This is a genomic window from Pseudomonas xanthosomatis, assembly GCF_019139835.1.
Classification (GTDB): Bacteria; Pseudomonadota; Gammaproteobacteria; order Pseudomonadales; family Pseudomonadaceae; genus Aquipseudomonas; species Aquipseudomonas fakonensis.
In genome coordinates, this window is the sequence record NZ_CP077075.1 from 4,508,680 (window position 1) to 4,531,938 (window position 23,259).

Consider the following 23,259-nt stretch of genomic DNA (forward strand, 5'->3'; position numbering starts at 1 on the left):
CTATCCCGATCCCCCGAAATCCTTGCCTGATCCTCCGCGCCTTCCATCCCCCGATGGGAAACGTTTCAGCTGCGAGCTAAAGTTTCATGACCCCGCTCCGTGCCTCGACGCGCGGCGTGCATAAAACAACGCCACATCAACCGATGATCAGCAGGTGAACCATGGAACTACGCATCAACCAGAAGACCTACCAGGTCGAGGCGGACGCCGATACGCCGTTGCTGTGGGTGATCCGCGACGACCTCGGTCTGACCGGCACCAAGTACGGCTGCGGCCTGGCCCAGTGCGGCGCCTGCTCGGTGCTGGTCAACGGCAACGTGGTGCGCGCCTGCGTGACGCCGGTAGCCGGCGTGGTCGGCCTTGACATCACCACCATCGAAGCCATCGAGCAAGACCCGGTGGGCAAGCGCGTGGTCCAGGCCTGGGTCGAGCACCAGGTGGCGCAGTGCGGCTACTGCCAGTCCGGTCAGGTAATGGCCGCCACCGCGCTGCTCAAGCACACCGCCAAGCCCAGCGACGCGCAGATCGAGGCGGCCATGGTCAACCTGTGCCGCTGCGGCACCTACAACGCCATCCATGCCGCAGTGCATGAACTGGCCGAAGGGGGCAACGCCTGATGAACGCGCGTATCGACTCCCCCGCCGACCTGCTTGACCTGCCAGCCGGCGAAACCGTCAACCTGTCGCGCCGGCGCTTTTTGGCCGGCACCGCAGTCGGTGCCCTGGTGCTGGGCTTCGGCCTGCCGCTGGGCGTGCCGCGGGTACAGGCTGCTGCAGCTGCTGCCAGCGCCGAGCGCGGCACCCAGGTGCCGGCGTTTCTGGAAATCCGCCCCGACAGCAGCGTGCGCCTGCTGTGCCCGTTCATGGAGGGCGGCCAGGGCACCTACACCGCCATGGCGCAAATCGTCGGTGAAGAGCTGGATGTGGACCCGGCGCAGTTTCTGGTCGACAGCGCCCCGCCCGGTGAAACCTACGTGGTGATGGAAAACGGCCTGCGCATCACTGGCGGCAGCATGTCGGTACGCATGAGCTACCCGACCATGCGCCGCCTCGGCGCGCTGGCCCGGGCCATGCTGTTGCAGGCCGCTGCCGAGCAGCTGGGGGTGCCGGTCGAAGAACTCAGCACCGAGCCCGGCAAGGTGCTGCACTTAGCCTCCGGCCGCTCGCTGGCCTATGGCGAGCTGGCCGGCCGCGCCATGGACCTGCCGGTGCCGGACCCGGCCAGCGTCAAGCTGCGCGACCCCAGCCAGTTCCGCTGGATCGGCAAGCCGGTGCGCCGGGTGGACGCCTACGACAAGTCCACCGGCAAGGCCGTGTACAGCATCGACATCAAGGTCGACGACATGCTCCACGCCGCCGTGCAGCATGCGCCGCGCCTGGGCATGACGGTGGCCGGCCTGCGCAACGAAGCCCAGGTCAAGGCCATGAAGGGCGTGCACTCGGTGCACCAGCTGCCCGGCGCGGTGGCCGTGGTGGCCGAGCGCTGGTGGCACGCCAAGCGCGCGGTCGAGGCGCTGCAGGTGGATTGGCAGGAGCCCGGCGCAGGCAGCACCGTGCGAGCCATGCCCAAGGACTTTTCCAGCCAGGACTGGCTGGACCATTTGGCCGCACAGACCGGCCCTGCCCGCGACGACGAACACGAAGGCGACCTGGCCGCCGCCATGGCCAGCGCCAAGACTACCGTCGAGGCCAGCTACCGCAACCAGTACCTCAACCACGGCCAGTTGGAGCCGCCCTCGGCCACCGCGCGCTTCAACCCCGACGGCACCCTGGAGGTGTGGCTGCCCAACCAGGCGCCAGACATGTTCCGCGCCGACATCGCCAAGCGCACCGGCCTTGCGCCCGAGCAAATCACCTTGCACTCGCCGCTGCTGGGCGGTTTCTTCGGCCGGCATTTTTTGTACGACTCAGCCAACCCCTACCCCCAGGCCATCGCCCTGGCCAAGGCGGTCGGGCGCCCGGTCAAGCTGATCTGGACCCGTGAAGAAGAGTTCCTGCGCGACGTGCTGCGCCCGGTGGCAGTGGTCAAGTTCCGCGCAGGGCTGGACGCCGACGGCATGCCGGTGGCCATCGAGGCCATCAGCGCCACCGAAGGCCCCACCGAAGCCTTGGCCGGCAAGCAGGGCGAGAAGATCGACCCCACTGCCATCGAAGGCTTGGCCGGCAAGGCCTACGCCATCCCCAACAAGCGCATCGCGCAGATTTACGTCAAAGGCCCGGCGATGCTCGGTTACTGGCGTTCGGTGGGCAATTCGCTGAACGACTTCTTCTACGAAAGCTTCCTCGACGAGCTGGCCGACAAGGGCGGCAAGGACCCGTACGAACTGCGCCTGCACCTGCTGCGTGACAACCAGCGCCTGACCACCCTGCTGCAGGCGGTGGCCGAGCTTGCCGGTGGCTGGAAGCCCGGCCCGTTCACTGCCGAGGACGGCAGCAAGCGCGCCCGCGGCGTGGCCATGGCTTCGCCGTTCGGCTCCCATGCGGCGGTAATCGCCGAGGTGTCCATCGAAAACGGCCAGGTGAAGGTGCACGACATCTGGCAGGCCATCGACCCCGGCAGCATCGTCAACCCGGCGATCATCGAAGCCCAGGTCAACGGCGCGGTGGCCCTGGGGCTGTCGCAAACCCTGCTGGAAGAAGCCGTGTGGCTCGACGGCGCACCACGGGCGCGCAACTACGACCTGTACCCGATACTGCCAGCCCAGCGCATGGCCCGGGTGCATGTGCGCATCGTCGAAAGCGGCGAAAAAATGGGCGGCATTGGCGAGCCGCCGCTGCCAGCGGTAGCGCCTGCGGTGGCCAACGCCGTGGCCCGCCTGACCGGGCAGCGCGTGCGCAGCCTGCCCCTTGACCGCCACACCTTTAGCTGAGGGCCGCCCATGAGCAACCGCCGCTTCGCAAGAACCGCCGGCTGGCTGGCCGTGCCCTGCCTGGTCGCCGCCGGCCTGTTGGCCTGGTACGTCACCCGCGAGCCTGCCACGCCGTTCAGCCTCGACACCCCGGTGGACGCCGCGCTGGTCAGCCGGGGCGAGTATGTCGCCCGCCTGAGCGACTGCGTCGCCTGCCACAGCCTGCCCGGCCAGGCGCCGTTCGCCGGCGGGCTGGAAATGGCCACGCCGCTGGGGGCGATCCACGCCACCAACATCACCCCTGACCGCGAGCACGGCATCGGCCAGTACAGCCTGGCCGACTTCGACCGTGCCGTGCGCCACGGCGTGGCCCCGGGCGGGCGCCGGCTGTACCCGGCCATGCCCTACCCGTCCTACGCCAAGCTCAGCGATGACGATGTGCGCGCGCTGTATGCGTTCTTCATGCAGGGCGTGCAGCCGGCAGCTACACCCAACATTGCCAGCAGCATCCCCTGGCCACTGAACCTGCGCTGGCCCATTGCGCTGTGGAACGGGCTGTTTGCGCCCACCACACCCTATGCCGAGAAAACTGGCCAGGACGCGCTGTGGAACCGCGGCGCCTACATCGTCCAGGGCCCCGGGCACTGCGGCAGCTGCCACACCCCGCGCGGCCTTGCGTTCAACGAAAAGGCCCTGGACGAAGGCGGTACGCCGTTCCTCGCCGGCGCCCTGCTGGACGGCTGGTACGCACCCAGCCTGCGCCAGGACCCGAACACCGGGCTGGGCCGCTGGAGCGAGCCGGACATCGTGCAGTTTCTCAAGACCGGGCGTAACAAACATGCGGTGGTGTACGGGTCGATGACCGAGGCTTTCAACAACTCCACCCAGTTCATGGCCGACGACGACCTGGCCGCCATCGCCCGCTACCTCAAGTCGCTGCCCGGCGACCCGCAACGCGACGGCACGCCGTGGCAGTACCAGGCAGTGTCCGCCGCCGAGCGCCTGGATGCACCGGGTGCGCACACCTACGTGACCCGCTGCGCCAGCTGCCATGGCCTGGACGGCAAGGGCCAGGCCGAGTGGATGCCGCCGTTGGCCGGGGCCACCTCGATGCTGGCCAGCGAGAACGCCTCGGCGATCAACATCACCCTGAACGGCTCGCAGCGCATCGTCGCCGCCGGGGTGCCGGACGCCTACCGCATGCCGGCGTTCCGTCAGCAGCTGTCGGACCAGGAAATTGCCGAGGTGCTGAGCTTTGCCCGCGCCACCTGGGGCAACCAGGGCAGCGCGGTGAGTGCACAGGCGGTGGGCAAGTTGCGCGGGCATACCGACCCGGCCAGCAGCAGCCCGATCATTTTGCATATGCGTTGAGGCCGGCGCCTACAGGTACAGCTCAGACCTGAAGGTCATGCGATACCTGTGGGAGCGGGCTTGCCCGCGAAGCAGGCACCACGGTGGATGGCACGGGCTACGCCCGTGTTCGCGGGCAAGCCCGCTCCCACAGGGGGCTCACCAGCAAAACGGTTGCTCCCACACAGGGCCGTCCGCACAGGCGACCAAGTAACCAGTAGAGGTAGGTAATCACCATGGAAAGCATCGACCTGCTGGTGCTGCGCACCGCCCACGACTGGCTCGCTACCGGCCACCGCGTGCTGCTGGCCACCGTGGCCCGCACCTGGGGCTCATCGCCGCGCCCGGTGGGCTCGATGATGGCCCTGCGCAGCGATGGCCGGGTGGTGGGTAGTGTGTCCGGTGGCTGCATCGAGGATGACCTGGTGCATCGCCACACCAGCGCTTACGGCGGTCGGGGTTTCACCGACGGCCCGCCGGAGCGGGTGCGCTATGGCGTCAGTGCCGACGAGGCGCACCGCTTCGGCCTGCCCTGCGGCGGCACCCTGGAGCTGATCCTCGAATTCAGCCCCTGTACCGCCAGCCTGCAGCAACTGCTGACCCTGCTCGACAGCGGGCAACTGGTACAACGCCAGCTGGCCCTGGCCGATGGCGCGGTGACCCTGAGCACCAGCGCCACCCCGCAGCCCTTCGACTGCACCAGCCAACACATGCTCAACACCCTGGGCCCCGGCTACCGCATGCTGCTGATCGGCGCCGGCGCCCTGGCCGAGTACCTGGCCACCATGGCGCTGTTCAACGGTTTCAAGGTGGCCGTGTGCGACCCAAGGCCGGAGCACATGGCCAGTTGGGCGGTGGCGGGCGTGGAGCACCTCAAGGGCATGCCGGACGACGTGGTGCGGGCGTTCCGTAGCGACGCGCGCACCTGCATCATCGCCGTCAGCCATGACCCCAAGCTCGATGACCTGGCACTACTCGAAGCGCTGCACGGGCCGGCGTTCTACATCGGCGCCATCGGTTCGCGGCGCAACAGCCAGCTGCGCCGCGAGCGGCTGATCGAGCACTTTGGCGAAACCGAGCACTCGCTCGAGCGGCTGCACGGGCCGATCGGCATCTACATCGGCAGCAAGACCCCGGCGGAGATCGCAGTGAGCGTGATGGCCGAGGTACTGGCGGCAAAGAACGCGGTGGCGTTGCCGGGCGCGGTCAATGTGTCGCAGGCCAAAGGGGCCAGGGAGTCAGCTGCCTGAACCGCACAGCTTCAGGCCTGCATCGTACCTGTAGGAGCCGGCTTGCCGGCGATGGGGCCGGCGCACGCAGCACAAAGCACCGAAGTGCGTCTTGCCGCGCGACCAGGCCGGTCTATGCTTGTGCTCGCCATAACCCAAACGGTATCGATCACAAGGAAGACAGGCCAATGACTCCATTCACCCGCGCCATCGCTTTAGCCTCGTTAGTGTCTGCCGCAACCTTCACCGCCCACGCAGCGCAACTGCCAATTGCCAGCGAAGCCCTGGAAAGCCACGTCAAAACCGAGGTGACCGCCATCGACCTGGCCAACCGCCAGGTGACGGTCAAGGGGCCCCACGACAAGGACGTGACCTTCCAGCTCACGGAAAAGGCCAAGGCCCTGCCCAACCTCAAGGTCGGTGACCAGGTCGACATCTACGTCACCCGCGCCGTGGCCTATGTGCTCAACACCGACGTTGGCGGCGCGCCCAAGGCCAGCGAGGAAACCGGCACCATCCGCGCCAAGGCCGACAACCCCAACCCCGGCGGCGAAGCCTTCCGCCAGGTGAAGGTGACCTCGCAGATCAAGAAGATCGACCTCAAGACCCACGAGGTCAGCCTGCTGCCGCCCGAAGGCAAGCTGCAGGTGGTGAAGGTGGAGGACCCCGAGCTGCAGGCACGGATGAAAAACCTCAAGGTCGACCAGACCGTGGATGCGATCTACACCGAAGTGCTGCGGGTAGAAACCTCGCGTTGACCCCTTGGCTTTGGGGCCGCTGTGCGGCCCTTCGCGGGTAAACCCGCTCCCACAGAAATCACCGCTCCTTGTGGGAGCGGGTTTACCCGCGAAGGGCTGCGCAGCAGCCCCATGGTTTCACTGCACCGGGCGCGGCTCGAACAGGCTGACCGCCTTGGCATCCACCGCTTTAGGCAACAACCCCTCCCGATAAAACGCATCGGCGATCTGCTGCTGCTCCTCAAGGTTGTCCACATTCACCGGCTGCACGTCATAGCTGCGCCGGCCATTGGCCTGCTGCACCGTGGCGCTGTCCAGGTTGCCCCACTGCGGGCCGAGAATGCGCGCCGCCGCCGCCGGGTTGGCCTTGGCCCAGGTACCGGCCTCGCGCAGGGCCAGGTACAGCTGCTGCAGCACCTCGGGGTGGGCCTTGGCATAGTCGCTGCCGGCCAGGTAGTAGCGCTGGTAGCTGGCAAGGCCGCTGCCGTCGGCGAGGATGCGCGCATTCTGCTGGCGCTGGGCGCTGGCCACGTACGGGTCCCAGGTGACCCAGGCATCCACCTTGCGGTTTTCGAACGCCGCGCGCCCGTCGGCCGGGATCAGGTAGGCCGGGGTGATGTCCTTGAAGCTCAAGCCGGCCTTGGCCAGGGCCTGGATCAACAGGTAATGGCTGCCGGCGGCCTTGGTCACCGCCACCCGCTTGCCCTTGAGGTCGGCCAGGGTTTTCAGCGGCGAGTCGGCCGGCACCAGAATCGCCTGGGCAGTGGGTGACGGGGTTTCACGAGCGAAGTAAGTCAGCTTGGCGCCGGCGGCCTGGGTGAACACCGGCACCGTGTCGGCGACGTCTGCCGACACATCGACATTGCCCAGGTTCAGCGCCTCGAGCAGCGGCAGGCCGCTGGGAAACTCGTGCCAGCTGATGCGGATACCTTCGGCGCCCAGGCGCTGCTCGAGGGTGCCGCGGGCCTTGAGCAGGGTCAGCAAGGTGGAGGACTTCTGGTAGCCGATGCGCAGGGTTTGCTCGGCGTGGGCCAGGCTTGGCAGCAAGGCACCGGCCAGCAGCGCCAGGGCCAGCCGGCGTACAGGTTTCAACAACATGGGGAGTCTCCAGGGTCAGGGTTTCGCGGCCAGCTTGGCGGCGCCGGGTACGGTAAAGCCGGTGGCAAAAGTGGGCGCCACATCGAGGCGTTGGTTCATCAGGCCGTGGGCCTGGTAGAAGTCGGCGGTGTCCTGCTGCTCGGCCACGGTCTGCGGGTCGATGACCTGCCAGCGCAATTGCCGGCGCTCGAACTGCAGGCGCGCGGCGGCCTCGGGGAAGCCGATGATCGCGGCCAGGGTTTTCGAGTAGCTGTCCAGGTGCTGGTTGGCCCACACCTGCGCCCCGGCCAGGCGGTTCAGGTAATCCTGCAAGGCTGCGCGCCGGGCCGGTGCGTCCAGTGCCTTGTCGGTGGCGGCGAGAAAGCTGTTGCCGCTGGACAGCCCACGGCCATTGACCAGCACCCGGCCCTGCCCGCTCAGCTCGGCCAGCGCGGTATAGGGCTCCCAGGTCGACCAGGCGTCCACCGAGCCGTTGGCCAGGGCGATCTTGGCGTCCACCGGGCCAAGGAAGCGAAACTCCACGTCCTTTTCCGTCAGGCCGGCCTGATCCAGGGCCTTGAGCGCCAGGTGGTGGCCGATAGAGCCGCGGCCGGTGGCGATGCGTTTGCCCTTGAGGTCGGCAGCGCTTTGCAGCGGCGCGTCGGGGCGCACCAGCAGCGCGGTGCCGTAGGGGTCGGACTTGTCCACGGCAATCGCCTTGACCGGCGCGCCGGAGGCCAGCACGAACAACAGCGGTGCATCGCCGATGATGCCGGCGTCGATGGCCCCGGCGTTTAGCGCTTCGGCCAGGGGCGCGGCAGCGGGGAACTCGGCCCAGTGGATGTCGTAGGGCAAATCGCGCAGGGCGTCGGCGGCCTCCAGCTGGGCGCGCATGTTGCCCTTCTGGTCGCCGATGCGCAGGGTCAGGCGCTCGCTGGCAGCGGCCTGGCTGGCCAGCAGAACGGCGGCGGCGAGGGTCAGCAACTTCGAACGGATGGACATGGCGCTCCTCGGGGTCTGGGCGGGCCGCATCGTGCGGCCCGTGACGGCAGACTGTAGCGAGAAGTTTTTAATAACCAAAAGTGATTTTAGGAATAACCTAATATGCAATTTTCACAAAACCCTGTAGGAGCGACCTTGTGTCGCGAAAGGGCCGCGTAGCGGCCCCGGCAATTTTGCATGAGGCCGAGATCCTGGGGCCGCTACGCAGCCCTTTCGCGACACAAGGCCGCTCCTACAGGGGGTAGCACGGCTTAAATTTTGGCATTACCTGCAAGCCAGATTATGCTAACGGCTTATTTTCCCGTTCACTCCTGCGAGCGCCGATCATGAAAATCGATGACATGGACGCCTTCGTGGCGGTCATCCGTTGCCAGTCCACCAACCTTGCCGCCGAGGCCCTGCAACTGACTCAGCCGGCCATCACCCGGCGGGTGCAGAACTTCGAGGAAGACCTCGGCGCCACCCTGCTCGACCGCAACACCAAGCCGCTCAAGCCCACGCCCATGGGCCTGCGGGTGTACGAGCAGTGCAAGGCCATCCTGCGCGAGATCGACGCGCTGCGCGAACTGGTGGCCAACGACGGCGCGCCCTCCGGCACCCTGCGCCTGGGCGTGCCGCAAACCCTTGGTGACGTGGTGCTGCTGGATGCCCTGGCGCGCATCCGCGAGGCCTACCCGCCGCTGCGCACCCAGGTCAGCAGCGGCTGGGGCAGCAGCCTGATCGCACGCATGGAAAACGGCGAGCTGGACGCCGCCGCGGCGCTGTTCCCGCCGGGCAAGATCTTCCCCGAAGGCATCGCCAGCCAATCGATCGCACGCATGCCGCTCAAGGTGGTGGCCGCCAAGGGCAGTGCCGGCAAGCGCAGCTACAAGCTCAAGGACTGTTACACCCGCGGCTGGGTGCTCAACCCCGACGGCTGCGGCTTTCGTGCCGGCTTGCAGCGGGCGCTGAGCGAACAGGGGCTGAGCCTGTCGATCAACCTGGAAACCTTCGGCACCGAGCTGCAGCTGGGGCTGGTGGCCAACGGTCAGGGCCTGGGGCTGGTGCCCGAGCCGCTGTTGCTGGCCAGTCGGCACCGGGATGAACTGGAGGTGCTGAACGTTAGCGACTTCAAGCCGCAGGTGGATTTGTGGCTGTTCCATCCGCGCTACCTGGGGAATTTGCAGGGGCCGGTGGAGTTGTTTGGTGAAGTGGCCGGGCATCGGTTGTTGGGGTGAAGGGTCGGGTTGCCGCCGCCATCGCGGGGCAAGCCCGCCCCACCCAGCAATAAATGCAATATTTGCATATAAAAACAAAATATAAATTCCACAAACTGATAATTAGCATAGAACCAAAAAGACTTTTACAGCGTTCATTCATACGAATACGGTCTTAGCAACCCACCGTCATTCAGGGATGAACCCCCATGAGTCACCCTTCCGACGCCGCCCTGGCCGAGCTTACCCAGGCCTTGGCGGCCAACGCCGAGCGCTATGACCGCAGCGCGCAGTTCCCCAAGGACAACTTCGACCTGCTGCAGCACCACGGCCTGCTGGCACTGACCGTGCCCACAGCGCTGGGCGGCGGCGGGGCCGACCTGGCCACGGCGCGTCGGGTGATCGGTGCGGTCGGCAAGGGCGACCCGGCCACCGCGCTGATTCTGGTGATGCAGTACCTGCAGCACTTTCGCCTGCAGGACGAAACCCGCTGGCCCGAACACCTGCGCACGCAGGTGGCGCGCGATGCGGTGCAGCACGGCGCGCTGATCAACGCCCTGCGCGTGGAGCCCGCGCTGGGCACCCCGGCCCGCGGCGGCCTGCCCGCCACCGTGGCACGACGCACCGCCGAAGGCTGGCGCCTGAGCGGGCGCAAGATCTACTCCACCGGCAGCCACGGCCTGAGCTGGTACCTGGTGTGGGGCCGCAGCGATGACGCCGACCCGCTGGTGGGCGGTTTTCTGGTGCACCGCGATACCCCCGGCATCAGCATCGTCGAAGACTGGGACCACTTAGGCATGCGCGCCACCTGCAGCCACGAGGTGCGTTTTGACGAGGTGCTGATCCCCCTCGACCACGCCGTCAGCGTCAGCCCGGCCAGCGCCCCGCGCGCAGAGCTGGATGGCGACAGCCTGCTGTGGATGGCAGTGCTGCTGCCGGCGGTGTACGACGGCGTGGCCCGCGCAGCGCGGGACTGGCTGGTGGGCTTTCTGAACCAACGCGCGCCGTCCAACCTCGGCGCACCGCTGGCCAGCCTGGCGCGCTTCCAAGACGTACTGGGGCGCATCGACACCCTGCTGTTCGCCAACCAGAGCCTGCTGGATTCTGCCGCCGCCGGGCACATCGCTGCCAATCACGCCGGGCAGATCAAACACCTGGTCAGCGCCAACGCCATCCAGGCCGTGGAGCTGGCCATCGAGGCCGCCGGCAACCCCGGCCTGTCGCGGCGCAACCCGCTGGAGCGGCACTACCGCGACGTGCTGTGCAGCCGCATCCATACGCCCCAGGACGACGTGGTGTTCGGCCAAGTCGGGCGCAACGCCTTGACGGAGGTGGCGGCATGAGCCATTCGATCATCGCCAGCCAGCTGGACCCTCAAGCCAACCAGGCCCTGCGCGAGCGGCTGGTGGACCACGAGGTGGTCGATATTCCCTTCGGCCAGTTGCACCTCGAAGTGCCGGCCGATGTGTTCATCCTGCGCCCGGTGAACATTCGCGGGCAGCGGGTCGATACCCCGCCGCCGGGCTGGCCATGGAACCTGAAGTGGGTGCAGTTGGTATCCTCGGGCATCGACTTCTACCCCGACTGGGTGTTCCAGGGCCCGCCGGTCACCAGTGGCAAGGGCGCCAACGCCGAGCAGGTGGCCGAGTTCGCCCTGGCCCTGGTGTTCGCCGCCGCCAAGCAATTGCCCGGTTTGTGGGTGAAGGACGCCGACTGGCAGCTGACCCCGCTGGCCCCGGTACGTGGCCGCACCTTGGGCATTCTCGGCTTTGGCAGCATCGGCCAGAGCCTGGCGCGCAAGGCCGTGGCCCTGGGCATGCGGGTGCTGGCCCTGAGCCGCCCCGGCCAACCCATCGCCGAAATCGCCGGCGTGGAACGCGCCGAAGACCTGCGCCAGCTGTTCGCCGGCAGCGACCACCTGGTGCTGGCCGCCCCGCTCACCCCCGCCACCCGCGGCCTGATCGACCGCCAGGTGCTGGGCCACGCCCGCCCCGGCCTGCACCTGGTGAACATCGCCCGCGGCGGCCTGCTCGACCAACAGGCGCTGCTCGAAGCCCTGGACAGCGGCCGGGTGGGCCGCGCCAGCCTGGACGTCACCGACCCCGAGCCGCTGCCCGCCGGGCACCCGCTGTACCAGCACCCCCGGGTGTTCTTGTCGCCGCACACCTCGGCCATTTCTGCAGACGGCTACCCGGCCTTCATCGACGCCTTCGTCGCCAACTTCCACCGCTACCGCGAGCAGGCGCCGCTGGCCAACCTGATCGACACCGCACGCGGCTACTGATTACCGGAGAACACACCATGACCTCATTGTCTGCCGTCACCCCCATCACCGCGCATGTGCGCGACCGGGTCAGCGCCGAAGAATGGGAGGTGCGGGTCAAGCTGGCCGCCGCCTACCGCCTGGCTGCGCTGTTTCGCTGGACCGACCATATCTACACGCACTTCTCGGCGCGGGTACCGGGGCCGGACGAGCACTTCCTGATCAACGCCTTCGGTTTGCTGTTCGATGAAATCACCGCCTCCAACCTGGTCAAGGTGGATGTGGACGGCACCATCATCGACGACCCGCTGGGCCTTGGCATCAACCAGGCCGGCTACGTGATCCACAGCGCCATCCACCGCGCCCGCCCCGACCTCACCGCGGTGCTGCACACCCATACCCGCGACGGCGCGGCTGTGTCGGCGCAGCGTGACGGCTTGCTGCCGATTTCCCAGCACGCCCTGGCCTACTACAGCCGGGTGGTTTACCACGACTACGAAGGCGTGGCCCTGGACCTGGACGAGCAGCAGCGGCTGGTGGCCAACCTGGGCGAGAGCAACATCCTGATTTTGCGCAACCACGGGCTGCTGACCGGCGGCGTCAGCGTGGAGCACGCGTTCCGCGAGCTGCACGGGCTGGAGCGGGCCTGCAATATCCAGGTGGCGGCCCAGGCGGGCGGCAATGACCAGTTGCTGCATGCTTCGCCAGCGGCGATTGCCAAGGTGCATGAGCAGTCGAAGCGGTTTTCCGATGGCAAGGGTGAGGGAATCCAGCGGCACTGGGATGCGTTGATCCGCCAATTGGAGCGGGAGGGGCTTGAGTACCAGGACTGATTGAAAGGTATCTGATACCCGTACCGGCCTCTTCGCGGGCAAGCCCGCTCCCACAGGTACAGCGCCGCACCTGAGGGCAATGAAACCCTGTGGGAGCGGGCTTGCCCGCGAAAGGGCCGGCACAGGCGCCCCCTCTCTTGATGAAGGACCACCCCATGCCCCCACTGCACCGCCTGTTCGCCCTCGGCGCCCTGGCCCTGGCACTCAATGCCTGCTCCCCCGCCGAAAACACCGCCACCCGCAACACCCTCAACATCGCCTTCTGGGGCGACAACACCACCCTGGTCAGCGTCGACCCGTTCCAGGTCTATTGGCTGGAACACCGCGTGCTGCTGCGCAACGTCGCCGAATCGCTCACCGACCAGGACCCGCAAAGCGGCCGCATCATCCCGTGGCTGGCCAAAAGCTGGGAGGTGGGCAGCGATGCCCTGAGCTACACCTTCCACCTGCGCCAGGACGTCACCTTCAGCAACGGCGAGCGCTTCGACGCCCATGCGGTGAAAGCCGCCTTCGACAGCAACAAGGCCTTCGCCACCCAGCTGCCGGCCACCTTCGGCGCCACCTACCTGGCCGGCTACGACCACGCCGAGGTGCTCGACGACTTCACCGTGCGCCTGGTGCTGGCCAAGCCCAATGCCGGCTTCCTGCAAGCCACCTCCACCACCAACCTGGCGATTCTGGCCCCGGCTTCGTACAAGCTCAGCGCCCAGGAGCGCTCGCTGGGCAAGATCATCGGCACCGGCCCGTTCGTGCTCGAGCACTACACCCCCGAAGTGGGCGCACGGCTGGTCAAGCGCGCCGACTACGCCTGGGCTTCGGCCAACGTGCACAACCCGGGCGCTGCGCACCTGGACGCGGTCGAGATCAGCTACATCCCCGAGGAGAGCGTGCGCAACGGCCTGTTCCTGCAGGGCAAGGCCGACATCCTGTGGCCGCGCAACCCGTTCTCCGAGGTGGACCTGAAGCTGTTCCAGAGCAAGGGCGCGACCATTCAGAGCCGCTCGTTGCCGGGCCCGGCGCTGAACCTGTACCCCAACACCCGCAACGACCGCTTGCTGGGCGACCGCCAGGTGCGCCTGGCGCTGCAAAAGGCCATCGACCGCACAAGCTACGCGCACACCGTGTACAACGCCGAGTTCCCGGTGGTCAGCGGGGTGTACGACGTGACCACGCCGTACTTCAAGCCACAGGCCGACAAGCTCGCCTACGACCCCAGGGGCGCCGAGCAACTGCTCGATGGCGCCGGCTGGCACAAGGGTGAGGACGGCTACCGGCACAAGAACGGCCAGCGCCTGACCCTGCGCTACAACATCAGCCCCGCCGAAAGCGCAGGCGACGTGCTGGTACAGGACCAGCTGCGCAAGGTGGGTATCGACCTCAAGCTGAACGTGCTGACCCGCGCCGAATGGGTGGCCGGCAACGCCTCGGGCAACTACGACCTGACCTCGACCTACATGACCCGCGCCGACCCGATCATCCTGCAGACCATCCTCGACCCGCGCGCGGCCAACAGCGCAACCCTTGCCACCAACAGCTACGAGCCGCACACCCTGCCCAAGGTGCAGGCGCTGTTCGACCAGGGCATCACCGCCACCGCCGACCAGCAACGCGCCGACGCCTATGGCCAGTTGCAGGACCTGCTGGTGAACGAGGCTTCGGCGTTCCCGCTGTACGAGCGGGTGTGGCAGGCAGCCACCGCGCCACGGGTCAAGGACTTCCGCTGGACCGCCGAGGGCTTTGCCTTCCTCAGTGACATCCAGGTCGGCCAGCCATGAAACGCTACCTGATCGGCCGCATCGGCCAGGCGCTGCTGGTGTTGTGGGGCGCCTACACCATCAGCTACTTCATCCTCTACCTGCTGCCGGGCGACACCCTGGCGATCATGCTCAGCGCCTCAGGCATGGAGGCCGACGGCCTGTCGCCCGAGGACCTGGCCCGCGCCCGCGCCTACTACGGGCTGGACAAGGGTCTGTTCGAGCAGTACTTCGACCTGCTCTGGCGCGCCGTGCACGGCGACCTGGGCCAGTCGCTGTCGCTGGGCCGGCCGGTGACCGCGCTGCTGGCCGAGCGCCTGCCGCAAACCCTGGCCCTGGCGGGGCTGGCCATCGTGCTGTCGCTGCTGGCCGGGGTGGGCCTGGCCTACCTGACCGCCTACCTGCAATGGCGCCCGCTCAAGAGCGCCCTCACCCGCCTGCCGTCGCTGGGCTTTTCGGTGCCGGTGTTCTGGATGGGCCTGCTGTTGATCCAGGTGTTCGCCTTCGGCCTGGGCTGGTTCCCGGCCACCGGCAGCCAGGGCTTTGCCAGCCTGGTGCTGCCGGCGGTGACCTTGGCCATCCCCAGTGCTGCGGTGTACGCCCAGGTGCTGCAACGCGGCTTTGCCGGGGTATGGCAGGAGCCCTACATCGCCACGGCCTTTGCCAAGGGCCTGAGCCGCGCCCAGGTGCAGGCGCGCCACGGGCTGCGTAACGCGGCATTGCCCCTGCTGACTCTGGTGGGGCTGCAGGTGGGCAACACGGTGTCCGGCGCGGTGCTGGTGGAGACCATCTTTTCGCGCAATGGCGTCGGGCGCTTGGCCCAGGAGGCGGTATTGCGCCAGGACATTCCGGTGGTGCTGGCGATTGTCGCGGTGTCGGCGGCGGCCTTTGTGGTGGTGAACTTGATCGTCGACCTGCTTTACCCGTGGCTCGACCCGCGGATTACCCATACGGCCAAGGTGAGCTGAAATGACTACCGACACAACGCGCACCCTGTGGGAGCGGGTTTACCCGCGAACACCGGCAAAGCTGGTGCCATACACCGAGTCGCCTGCTTCGCGGTGGTTCGGCACCCCGACAAGCCCGCTCCCACAGGGGCCTGCAGGCTCAAAGAATTCTGTACAGGATCAACAGGCCAACGACTTAGCCAAGCCCTGGAAGCGCCGCACCCGCTGGCAGCGCCTGCACCAGGCGGCGGCGCCGCTGCTGCGCCGGCCGGGCTTCAGCCTGGCCCTGCTGGTGGTGCTGTTCGCCCTGCTGGCGGCCGTGGCACCGCAACTGCTGACCAGCTTCGACCCCTATGCCACCTCCCCGGCAGACAAGCTCAGCGCACCGAGCCTGGTGCACTGGTTCGGCACCGACGAACTGGGCCGCGACCTGTACACCCGGGTGGTGTACGGCGCGCGGCTGAGCGTGCTGGCAGCGCTGCTGGCGGTGGCCATCGCCCTGGCCGGCGGCCTCGGGCTGGGGGTACTGGCCGGTTTTGCCGGCGGGCGCCTGGACGCGGCCCTGATGCGCATCATCGACGTACTGCTGGCCCTACCTGGTTTGCTGCTGGCCCTGGCCATCGTCACCGCCATCGGCTTTGGCACCGTGCCGGTGGCCATCGCCGTGGGGGTGGGCATCATCCCGGGCTTTGCCCGCACCACCCGCGCCGAAGTGCTGCGCATCAAGACCCTGCCCTATGTCGAGGCCGCGCGCCTGGGCGGCGCCAGCTGGGCGCGCACGTTGCTGCGCCATGTGCTGCCCAACGCCTGGGGGCCGGTGGCGGTGCTCGCCACCCTGGACTTCGGCGCGGCCATTCTGGCTACCGCCGGCCTGAGCTTTTTGGGCTTTGGCGCCGCACCGCCGGCGGCGGAATGGGGCACGCTGATTGCCAACGGCCGCCACTTTTTGATCACCGCACCCTGGGTGTCCCTGCTGCCGGGGCTGTTCGTGGTGGCGGTGGTGTTCAGCCTCAACCACCTGGCGCGCAGCGTCGAGGAGCATGCCCGATGAGCCAGCCACCCTTGATCGAGGTCCGCGACCTGAGTGTCAGCTACCGCTTTGCCGGGCAACGTACCCAGGCCGTGCAGGGGCTGTCGTTCAGCCTGCAACAGGGCGAGACCCTGGCCATTGTCGGCGAGTCCGGCTCGGGCAAGTCGACCCTGGCCAACGCCCTGCTCGGCCTGTTGCCGGGCAACGCCCAGGTCGATCAGGGCGAGCTGTGGGTGGCCGGGGTGGATGTGGCCAAAGCCAGTGAACGGGCCCGGCGCCAGCTGCGCGGGCGCACCGTCGGCCTGGTGCCGCAGGACCCGATGGTCAGCCTCAACCCCACCCTGCGCATCGGCCAGCAGATTGCCGAGGCGCTGTTGCTGGCCAAGGGTGTGCGCCGCTACCCGGGGCTGGACGCCGATGTGCAGGAGCTGCTGGCCCAGGTCGGCCTGGACGACCCGGCGCTGCGCGCCCGCCAGTACCCCCACGAGTTGTCTGGCGGCATGCGCCAGCGGGTGCTGATTGCAATCGCCCTGGCCGGCAACCCGCGCCTGATCATTGCCGACGAACCCACCAGCGCGCTGGATGTAACGGTGCAGCGGCGCATCCTCGACCACCTGCAACAGCTGGTGGCCGAGCGCGGTATTTCGCTGCTGATCATCACCCATGACTTAGGCATGGCCTGTGATCGCGCCGACCGCCTGCTGGTGATGCGCCATGGGCAGCTGGTAGAACATGCCTCGCCGCGCCAGGTGCTGTGGGGCTCGCAACAGCCCTATACCCGCGACCTGCTCAATGCCGCGCCCGCCTTCGTGCCCCGGCACCGGCCAAGGGTGGCCGAAGGGCCGGCGTTGTTGCGCCTGAGCCAAGTGGGCAAACGCTTTGCCCTGCCAGGGCAGGACGCGCACTTTACTGCATTGCATGACCTGAACCTTGCAGTGCATGCCGGCCAGACCCTGGCCATCGTCGGCGAGTCCGGCTCGGGCAAGAGCACCGCACTGCGCATCGCCCTGGGGCTGGAAAAACCCAGCAGTGGCAGCGTGGAGTTTGCCGGCATCGACGTCACCGGGCACAGTTGGCGGGCGTTCCGGCCGCTGCGCCGGCGTATCCAGCTGGTGCAGCAAAACCCCTTCGCCGCCCTCGACCCGCGCTTTACCGTGTTCGACAGCATCGTCGAGCCACTGGTGGCGTTCGGGCTGCTCAAGGGCCAGGCGCTGGAGCGCCGGGCGCGGGAGCTGATAACCAAGGTGCAGCTGCCGGTACAGTTTCTCGACCGGCTACCCAAGGAGTTGTCCGGCGGGCAGCGCCAGCGGGTGGCGATAGCCCGGGCGCTGGCGCTGGAGCCAGAAGTGTTGCTGCTGGACGAGCCGGTGAGTGCGCTGGATGTGTCGGTGCAGGCGCAGGTGCTGGCGCTGCTGGATGAACTGCAGCGCGAGCTGGGCATGGCCTATGTGCTGGTGTCCCATGACCTGGCGGTGGTGGCGAGCATGGCCGACCAGGTGCTGGTGCTGCGCCGTGGCCAGGTGGTGGAACAGGGGCCGGCGGTGCAGGTGTTGTCGCAGCCGGGCAGCAGCTATACCCGCGAGCTGATTGCGGCGATACCGGGGTATTCGCGCAGTGTGTTGCCGGTGGCGGTGTAAGACTCTAGAGCCATGGGGCCGCAAAGCGGCCCCTGAAACCACATTTAAACGCATAATCAAAAATAATGATTATTTGTAGTTCGCATAATTAGCTTAGAACCACAAAGCCTTTCACAAGCCCCACTCCCCCACGCTAACGTCCCCCTACCAGTCCGACCCCACACCCGGCGGAGGCCTCCACAACCTGATTGCAGAAGGACTCCCCATGAGCAAGCGACAGATCAAACTCGGCGCGATGATCCACGGTGTCGGCCACGGCTGGGGCGAATGGCGCCACCCTGAGGCGCTGGCCGATGCCAGCGTCAACTTCGGCTTCTACAAGCAGCAGGCGCAACTGGCGGAGGCGGCGAAGTTCGACTTCGCCTTCATCGCCGACAGCCTGCACATCCACGCCCGCTCCAGCCCCCACTACCTCAACCGCTTCGAGCCACTGACCATTCTTTCGGCGCTGGCGGCGGTCACCAGCCATATCGGCCTGGTGGCCACGGTCACGGTCAGCTACAGCGAACCCTTCCAGGTGGCGCGCCAGTTCGCCTCCCTGGATTTGATCAGCGGCGGGCGGGCCGGCTGGAACGTGGTTACCTCGTGGCTGTCGGGCACCGCCGACAACTTCGGCAAGGCCGAGCACCCGCCCCACGCCGTGCGCTATCGCATTGCCCGCGAGCATGTGGAGGTGGTCAAGGGGCTGTGGGACTCGTGGGAGGACGACGCCTTTACCCGCAACAAACAGACCGGCGAATACTTCGCCCCCGACAAGCTGCACACCCTTGGCCACCAGGGGGAGTTCTTCAAGGTGAAGGGGCCTTTGAACATCCAGCGCTCACCCCAGGGCCAGCCGCTGATCTTCCAGGCCGGGGTGTCGGACGACGGGCGCAATTTCGCCGCGCAAAACGCCGATGCGATCTTCGTCAGCCCCGAGTCGTTCGCCGATGCCCGGGCCTATTACCAGGACCTGAAAAAACGCGCCGCGCAGCACGGCCGCGACCCTGAGCAGTTGTTCATTCTGCCGGGCATCCGGCCCATTGTCGGGCGCGATGAGGCCGAGGTGGAAAGCCGTTACCAGCAGGCGGTGGAGCTGGTGAGCATCGAAGATGCCATCGTTGCCCTGGGCCGGCCGTTCAACGACTACGACTTCAGCCAGCATGACCTGGACGCACCCTTCCCCGACCTGGGCTCCCTGGGTGACAACAGCCACAAGGGCACCGCCGACCAGCTCAAGCAACTGGCCCGCGACGAGGGGCTGACCCTGCGCCAGCTGGCGCTGCGCTTCTCGCGGCCACGGCGCGATTTCACCGGCACCCCGCAGCAGGTGGCCGATGCGCTGCAGCACTGGTTCGAGCAGGGGGCGGCGGACGGTTTCATCATCAACCAGTTGCTGCCGGACGGGCTGCAGTACTTCACCGAGCTGGTGGTGCCGCTGTTGCAAGAGCGGGGGCTGGTGCGTAGCGAGTACCTGGGTAGCACCTTGCGTGACAACTTCGGGCTGGCGGTGCCAGAGAACCGCAACACGGTACGCCGTAGCCAAAGCGCTGTGGCTTGAGATTGCCGGGGCCGCCTTGCGGCCCATCGCGGGCAAGCCCGCTCCTACAAGGGGCGGCGCTCTTCTGTAGGAGCGGCCTTGCGCCGCGATGGGCCGCAACGCGGCCCCTTCCCCACCTCTCATCAAAATGGAATTTTGCCCCATGAACCTCGAATTCATCGGCCTGATCGGCCCCCAGGAAGGCAGCGAATCCCAGGCCCCACGCGGCCCGCTGGTGGACCTGGAATTCATCAAGGCCTTCGCCCAGGCCCAGGAATACGGCGGCTTCGACAAGGCCCTGCTGGCAGTCAATACCAGCGCGCCAGACTCGATGATCCTGGCCAGCTACGTGGCCGCCCTCACCGAACGCATCGGCCTGTTGGTGGCGCACCGCCCGGGCTTTCAGGCACCCACCTTCGCCGCCCGCCAGTTCGCCACCCTCGACCAGCTCAGCCGTGGCCGCGCCTCGATCAACGTGATCACCGGCGGCGACAGCGGCGACCTGCAGCGCGATGGCGACTTCCTCGACAAAGACGCCCGCTATGCCCGCACCGATGAGTACCTGCAGGTACTGCGCAACACCTGGACCCAGACCGAACCCTTCGACCACCAAGGCGCCCATTACCGGGTGGAAGACAACCTGACCCTGGTCAAGCCGGTGGGCAAGCTGCCCATCTACTTCTCCGGCGCCTCGGACGCTGCGGTGGAGGTGGCCGCCAAGCATGCCGACGTGTACATGATGTGGGGCGAACCGCTGGAGCAGGTACGCGAACGTATTGCCCAGGTGCGCAAGGCCGCCGCCCGCTACGGGCGCGAAAAGCACATCCGCTTCAGCCTGTCGCTGCGCCCGATCCTGGGTGCCACCGAGGACGAAGCCTGGGCCCGCGCCGAGCGCATTCTCAGCGATGCCAAGCAACGCATCGGCATCCGCCAGGGCAACCGCCGCGAGAAGAATTTCGGCAAGAGCAACGTGGGCTCGGAGCGGCTGGTGCAACTGGCCGGTAAGGTGCATGACACCCGGCTGTGGACCGAAATCGCCGCGTTAGGCGGCGGCGCGGGGAATTCCACCTCGCTGGTGGGGACGCCGGACCAGGTCGCCGAGGCGGCGCTGGCGTATTACGAACTGGGGGTGAGTACCTTCCTGTTCCGCGGCTTCGATCAGTTGCGTGATGCGGTGGAATACGGGCAGGAGCTGATACCGCGGATTCGCGCTTTGGTGGCAGGTGGGCGTGAGCAACGCAGGGCCTGAGTCGCCTGGCAGGGCGGAATCGCCGGCAAGCCGGCTCCTATGGAACAAATCACAACTCGTTGATTTAACGAAGATTCTATGGGAGCGGCTTTAGCCGCGAACACCGGCGAAGCCGGTGCCATCTAGCGCGGTGCCTGCTTCGCGGCTAAAGCCGCTCCCACAGGTTTGAAGGCTTCGCGATCCCTGTGGGAAGCGGCCTTGTGTCGCGATTGGGCTGCATAGCAGCCCCAGGGGCTCGACCTCATGCAAAATCGCCGGGGCTGCTGCGCAGCCCAATCTCGACCGGACGGCGCCCCGGCAAGGCCGCTCACCACAGGGATTGCATCAGCTTCAGGTCAGTGCCGTACCTGTAGGAGCCGGCTTGCCGGCGATAGCGCCATACGACACAGCACATACCCATGGCCCGATCACCAAGGCCTGTTCACATAGGCCATGATCTCGTCGAACCCCGGCCCCGGCCTGCCAACCGGGCCGGGATCGAACACCTCCTTCGGCGCCTGCGCCATCTGTTCGGCGCGGTTGTTCGGCGCATGGCCATGCCAGCGCGCCAGCGCCTCGGCCAACTGCCCGGTACCGGCCTGGTTGCCGTACACCATCGCTTCACTGACCGCCACCCCGGCCAAGGTATCCAGCCGCTGCTGGGTCTCTTTGAGCAGGCGTTTGTCTTCGCGCAGCAGGTGCAGGTAGAGGGCGTCATCCGGCGAGTGCCGGGCGCGCTCCTGAATGCGAAAGGCATGGCGCTCCAGTTGCCGGTCGACATCGCTGATCATGCCCTGCACAGCTGCACGCTCGCGCTGCGACACCGGCGCGATGCCAGCTTCCAGCGCCTGCTGGTAGCGGCGCAGGGTCGCCCAGCAGGCAGGGATGTAGCTGTCGAGCATCTTGTGGTCGGTAAACTTGACCATCTGCAGCGGCAGGCGGCCCCGCGCGGGCAGGCCATGCGTCTGGTCAAGCACCCGGCTGCACAGGGCCTTGTCGATGAGGGTGCGACAGCCCGGGCGCCAGAGAATGGCCGAGGCTTCACCCTTGGCGAACGGCACCGGCATGAAGTGGCGCAGCTCGCCATGGTGCTCGAAGTCTTCGCCGTCCCAGTTGATCAGGCCCGAAACGATGCGCCCCACGCCGACCCCCGACTTCACGGCGGTGTTCGCCACACCCTGGGCGACCACATCCCAGCGGGTGTTCATCCACGGTGCCGGCAGGCTGGGGACAGGGTCATCGTCGTAGACCATGCGGTAGTGGATCAGGTCGGCGGCGCCTTGCATGAAGGAAGTGTCGCCGGCGCGGGGGGCGCCGTAGGTGTAGAGCTGTAGGCTCAGGGTTGGGTCGGTGCGGCGGAGCATTTCGGACAGCAGCAGTGCTACGGCGCCGCCGAGGCTGTGGCCGCAGATGATCAGTTGCTGGTTTTGCTGGAACCTGGCCCTGTAGTTGGAGACGAAGCCGAACGCCCTCTGTGCAGCCTCGTAAAACCCTTGATGCACCCGCCCCTCACCCTCTGCAAAGGGCACCTGAAGTGCATCGAGATCGCGCCATACATCTGCCATGAGTTCATTGGTGCCTCGAATGGCGACGACCATCACCTCTGCATTGTGGGTAATGTAGGCCTGTGTATCGGTGGAGTCATGGAGGCTTCTATCGTCGAGGAAGTGAATATTGGCTGGGTTTTCCTGCTGCTCCCCAAGTGCCGGGTCGTTTGCCGAGTACAACTTCGGGTCAAAAGGCACGATCTCCCAACGCTCCGAATACGGAACATCCTCATAAAGAGGAAAACACGCCTGCTGCTGGGCAGCATCTACACGCCAGATCTCCTGCGAATTGGCCAACGCCTCGCCGAACCAATTACCCATGCTCGGCACATTAGGGAAGGTTACCGATGGCGCCATGACCGGGTGCTCCTCCGGGTCCTGCCCGAACGGGTTATAGCTGAGAGTTGCCATTAGGGATAGCTGGTAGAGGTTCAAGACACAGAATTCAGGCGCAGTGGACAGCATGGGCCTGAGCGCCCGCAATGGGCGAACTTCCAGAACGGTGTGCTTGCCTGGCATCAGGCCAACGCCCCATTCACCATGGGCACCCATGATTACGTTAATGGCCGACTGCGGTGGGAAGGCACGCTTGGACAATGGGGGTAAATGACTGTTGTGGCGTACCAGTTCACTGACTTCTACTTGGTAAAAGTAGTCAGCATGTACTTGCGCTGGATTGCTTGGTGTGCGAGACGCATCAGAGTACCGATAGGTTGTATTTTCCGCGCGCACCTGCAACTCGGTGACTTTTAGTGGGTAGTGATCACGTATTTGAAGGTCCGTGTAAATACTGTCATCACCCACATAAATACTGCTGAACCGCAATACTAGCAATCCCTCAAAATGGTTTTCAACGCTACCTCGCCCTTCGACATCCAACACTCCCCGATAGACCTCCCCCTCGCTATCAACAACCTCATAAAAAACTCCAGCATAGGAAACACCAGACCCCAGCTCATCAACCAACTGAAAACTGGTTTCCTGCCCCCTGACTGGGCACACCAACATGGCCCCATTAAGCGACCTATGAAGCTCGGCCAAAAAGTCATCCTGACACTTCAT

Annotated in this window: 18 protein-coding genes; 15 read left to right on the top strand and 3 right to left on the bottom strand. The window is 66.6% G+C overall.

Annotation, left to right across the window (positions count from 1 at the left end; translation table 11 throughout):
* The first annotated feature begins 161 nt into the window (after positions 1–161).
* From KSS93_RS19860 to KSS93_RS19880, 5 genes are all read left to right on the top strand, one after another.
* Positions 162–617, top strand: a complete 456-nt coding sequence (locus KSS93_RS19860; RefSeq protein ID WP_217885629.1) for a (2Fe-2S)-binding protein — start codon at positions 162–164, stop codon at positions 615–617.
* Positions 617–2,869, top strand: coding sequence for a xanthine dehydrogenase family protein molybdopterin-binding subunit (locus tag KSS93_RS19865; protein ID WP_217885630.1), 2,253 nt, complete (start codon positions 617–619; stop codon positions 2,867–2,869). Before KSS93_RS19860 ends, KSS93_RS19865 begins: the two co-directional genes overlap by 1 nt.
* Before the next feature lie 9 nt (positions 2,870–2,878).
* Entirely contained in the window at positions 2,879–4,219 is a 1,341-nt protein-coding gene (locus KSS93_RS19870) for a c-type cytochrome (protein ID WP_217885631.1), read from the top strand.
* 215 nt (positions 4,220–4,434) lie between these two features.
* Positions 4,435–5,448 (top strand): XdhC family protein, encoded by a 1,014-nt coding sequence (locus KSS93_RS19875; RefSeq protein WP_217885632.1) that lies wholly within the window; start codon positions 4,435–4,437, stop codon positions 5,446–5,448.
* A gap of 167 nt (positions 5,449–5,615) precedes the next feature.
* Positions 5,616–6,185: a hypothetical protein gene (locus KSS93_RS19880; protein ID WP_217885633.1), complete on the top strand. Its 570-nt coding sequence runs from the start codon at positions 5,616–5,618 to the stop codon at positions 6,183–6,185.
* A gap of 117 nt (positions 6,186–6,302) precedes the next feature.
* Here the strand turns inward: KSS93_RS19880 and KSS93_RS19885 are convergent, their stop codons facing one another.
* Together KSS93_RS19885 and KSS93_RS19890 are read right to left on the bottom strand one after the other, a co-directional pair.
* Positions 6,303–7,262 (bottom strand): aliphatic sulfonate ABC transporter substrate-binding protein, encoded by a 960-nt coding sequence (locus KSS93_RS19885; RefSeq protein WP_217885634.1) that lies wholly within the window; start codon positions 7,260–7,262, stop codon positions 6,303–6,305.
* 15 nt (positions 7,263–7,277) lie between these two features.
* Positions 7,278–8,243 carry an ABC transporter substrate-binding protein gene (locus KSS93_RS19890; RefSeq protein ID WP_217885635.1) on the bottom strand — a complete coding sequence of 322 codons (966 nt, stop codon included), beginning with the start codon at positions 8,241–8,243 and terminating at the stop codon, positions 7,278–7,280.
* Positions 8,244–8,569: 326 nt separating this feature from the next.
* Between KSS93_RS19890 and KSS93_RS19895 the strand changes: the two genes are divergently transcribed.
* The 10 genes from KSS93_RS19895 to KSS93_RS19940 all read left to right on the top strand — a co-directional run bounded on the left by KSS93_RS19895 (position 8,570) and on the right by KSS93_RS19940 (position 20,671).
* On the top strand, positions 8,570–9,460 hold the full coding sequence (locus KSS93_RS19895; protein ID WP_217885636.1) for a LysR family transcriptional regulator: 891 nt from the start codon (positions 8,570–8,572) through the stop codon (positions 9,458–9,460).
* A gap of 188 nt (positions 9,461–9,648) precedes the next feature.
* Entirely contained in the window at positions 9,649–10,782 is a 1,134-nt protein-coding gene (locus tag KSS93_RS19900) for an acyl-CoA dehydrogenase family protein (protein WP_217885637.1), read from the top strand.
* Complete coding sequence (locus KSS93_RS19905; RefSeq protein WP_217885638.1) at positions 10,779–11,723, top strand: D-isomer specific 2-hydroxyacid dehydrogenase family protein; 945 nt, start codon at positions 10,779–10,781, stop codon at positions 11,721–11,723. Before KSS93_RS19900 ends, KSS93_RS19905 begins: the two co-directional genes overlap by 4 nt.
* Positions 11,724–11,740: 17 nt before the next feature.
* A complete protein-coding gene (locus tag KSS93_RS19910) occupies positions 11,741–12,535 on the top strand; it encodes a class II aldolase/adducin family protein (protein ID WP_217885639.1) in 795 nt (264 codons plus the stop codon).
* A 155-nt stretch (positions 12,536–12,690) separates the two neighbouring features.
* Complete coding sequence (locus tag KSS93_RS19915) at positions 12,691–14,310, top strand: ABC transporter substrate-binding protein (protein ID WP_217885640.1); 1,620 nt, start codon at positions 12,691–12,693, stop codon at positions 14,308–14,310.
* A complete protein-coding gene (locus tag KSS93_RS19920; protein WP_217885641.1) occupies positions 14,307–15,257 on the top strand; it encodes an ABC transporter permease in 951 nt (316 codons plus the stop codon). The genes KSS93_RS19915 and KSS93_RS19920 overlap by 4 nt, the downstream gene beginning before the upstream one ends.
* Position 15,258: 1 nt before the next feature.
* Positions 15,259–16,287, top strand: coding sequence for an ABC transporter permease (locus tag KSS93_RS19925; protein WP_225917219.1), 1,029 nt, complete (start codon positions 15,259–15,261; stop codon positions 16,285–16,287).
* On the top strand, positions 16,284–17,903 hold the full coding sequence (locus tag KSS93_RS19930) for a dipeptide ABC transporter ATP-binding protein (protein ID WP_217885642.1): 1,620 nt from the start codon (positions 16,284–16,286) through the stop codon (positions 17,901–17,903). Before KSS93_RS19925 ends, KSS93_RS19930 begins: the two co-directional genes overlap by 4 nt.
* A 205-nt stretch (positions 17,904–18,108) precedes the next feature.
* Entirely contained in the window at positions 18,109–19,443 is a 1,335-nt protein-coding gene (locus KSS93_RS19935; protein WP_217885643.1) for an LLM class flavin-dependent oxidoreductase, read from the top strand.
* Positions 19,444–19,585: 142 nt separating this feature from the next.
* Positions 19,586–20,671, top strand: a complete 1,086-nt coding sequence (locus KSS93_RS19940) for an LLM class flavin-dependent oxidoreductase (protein ID WP_217885644.1) — start codon at positions 19,586–19,588, stop codon at positions 20,669–20,671.
* A gap of 407 nt (positions 20,672–21,078) precedes the next feature.
* On the opposite strand, the gene KSS93_RS19945 is transcribed toward KSS93_RS19940, so the two are convergent.
* A complete protein-coding gene (locus KSS93_RS19945; protein WP_217885645.1) occupies positions 21,079–23,259 on the bottom strand; it encodes a lipase family protein in 2,181 nt (726 codons plus the stop codon).

Excerpts from the sequence above, each read along its gene's own strand:
- KSS93_RS19860 (WP_217885629.1), top strand. The coding sequence starts at position 162 with ATGGAACTACGCATCAACCAGAAGACCTACCAGGTCGAGGCGGACGCC.
- KSS93_RS19865 (WP_217885630.1), top strand. The coding sequence starts at position 617 with ATGAACGCGCGTATCGACTCCCCCGCCGACCTGCTTGACCTGCCAGCC.
- KSS93_RS19870 (WP_217885631.1), top strand. The coding sequence starts at position 2,879 with ATGAGCAACCGCCGCTTCGCAAGAACCGCCGGCTGGCTGGCCGTGCCC.
- KSS93_RS19875 (WP_217885632.1), top strand. The coding sequence starts at position 4,435 with ATGGAAAGCATCGACCTGCTGGTGCTGCGCACCGCCCACGACTGGCTC.
- KSS93_RS19880 (WP_217885633.1), top strand. The coding sequence starts at position 5,616 with ATGACTCCATTCACCCGCGCCATCGCTTTAGCCTCGTTAGTGTCTGCC.
- KSS93_RS19885 (WP_217885634.1), bottom strand. The coding sequence starts at position 7,262 with ATGTTGTTGAAACCTGTACGCCGGCTGGCCCTGGCGCTGCTGGCCGGT.
- KSS93_RS19890 (WP_217885635.1), bottom strand. The coding sequence starts at position 8,243 with ATGTCCATCCGTTCGAAGTTGCTGACCCTCGCCGCCGCCGTTCTGCTG.
- KSS93_RS19895 (WP_217885636.1), top strand. The coding sequence starts at position 8,570 with ATGAAAATCGATGACATGGACGCCTTCGTGGCGGTCATCCGTTGCCAG.
- KSS93_RS19900 (WP_217885637.1), top strand. The coding sequence starts at position 9,649 with ATGAGTCACCCTTCCGACGCCGCCCTGGCCGAGCTTACCCAGGCCTTG.
- KSS93_RS19905 (WP_217885638.1), top strand. The coding sequence starts at position 10,779 with ATGAGCCATTCGATCATCGCCAGCCAGCTGGACCCTCAAGCCAACCAG.
- KSS93_RS19910 (WP_217885639.1), top strand. The coding sequence starts at position 11,741 with ATGACCTCATTGTCTGCCGTCACCCCCATCACCGCGCATGTGCGCGAC.
- KSS93_RS19915 (WP_217885640.1), top strand. The coding sequence starts at position 12,691 with ATGCCCCCACTGCACCGCCTGTTCGCCCTCGGCGCCCTGGCCCTGGCA.
- KSS93_RS19920 (WP_217885641.1), top strand. The coding sequence starts at position 14,307 with ATGAAACGCTACCTGATCGGCCGCATCGGCCAGGCGCTGCTGGTGTTG.
- KSS93_RS19925 (WP_225917219.1), top strand. The coding sequence starts at position 15,259 with ATGACTACCGACACAACGCGCACCCTGTGGGAGCGGGTTTACCCGCGA.
- KSS93_RS19930 (WP_217885642.1), top strand. The coding sequence starts at position 16,284 with ATGAGCCAGCCACCCTTGATCGAGGTCCGCGACCTGAGTGTCAGCTAC.
- KSS93_RS19935 (WP_217885643.1), top strand. The coding sequence starts at position 18,109 with ATGAGCAAGCGACAGATCAAACTCGGCGCGATGATCCACGGTGTCGGC.
- KSS93_RS19940 (WP_217885644.1), top strand. The coding sequence starts at position 19,586 with ATGAACCTCGAATTCATCGGCCTGATCGGCCCCCAGGAAGGCAGCGAA.
- KSS93_RS19945 (WP_217885645.1), bottom strand. The coding sequence starts at position 23,259 with ATGAAGTGTCAGGATGACTTTTTGGCCGAGCTTCATAGGTCGCTTAAT.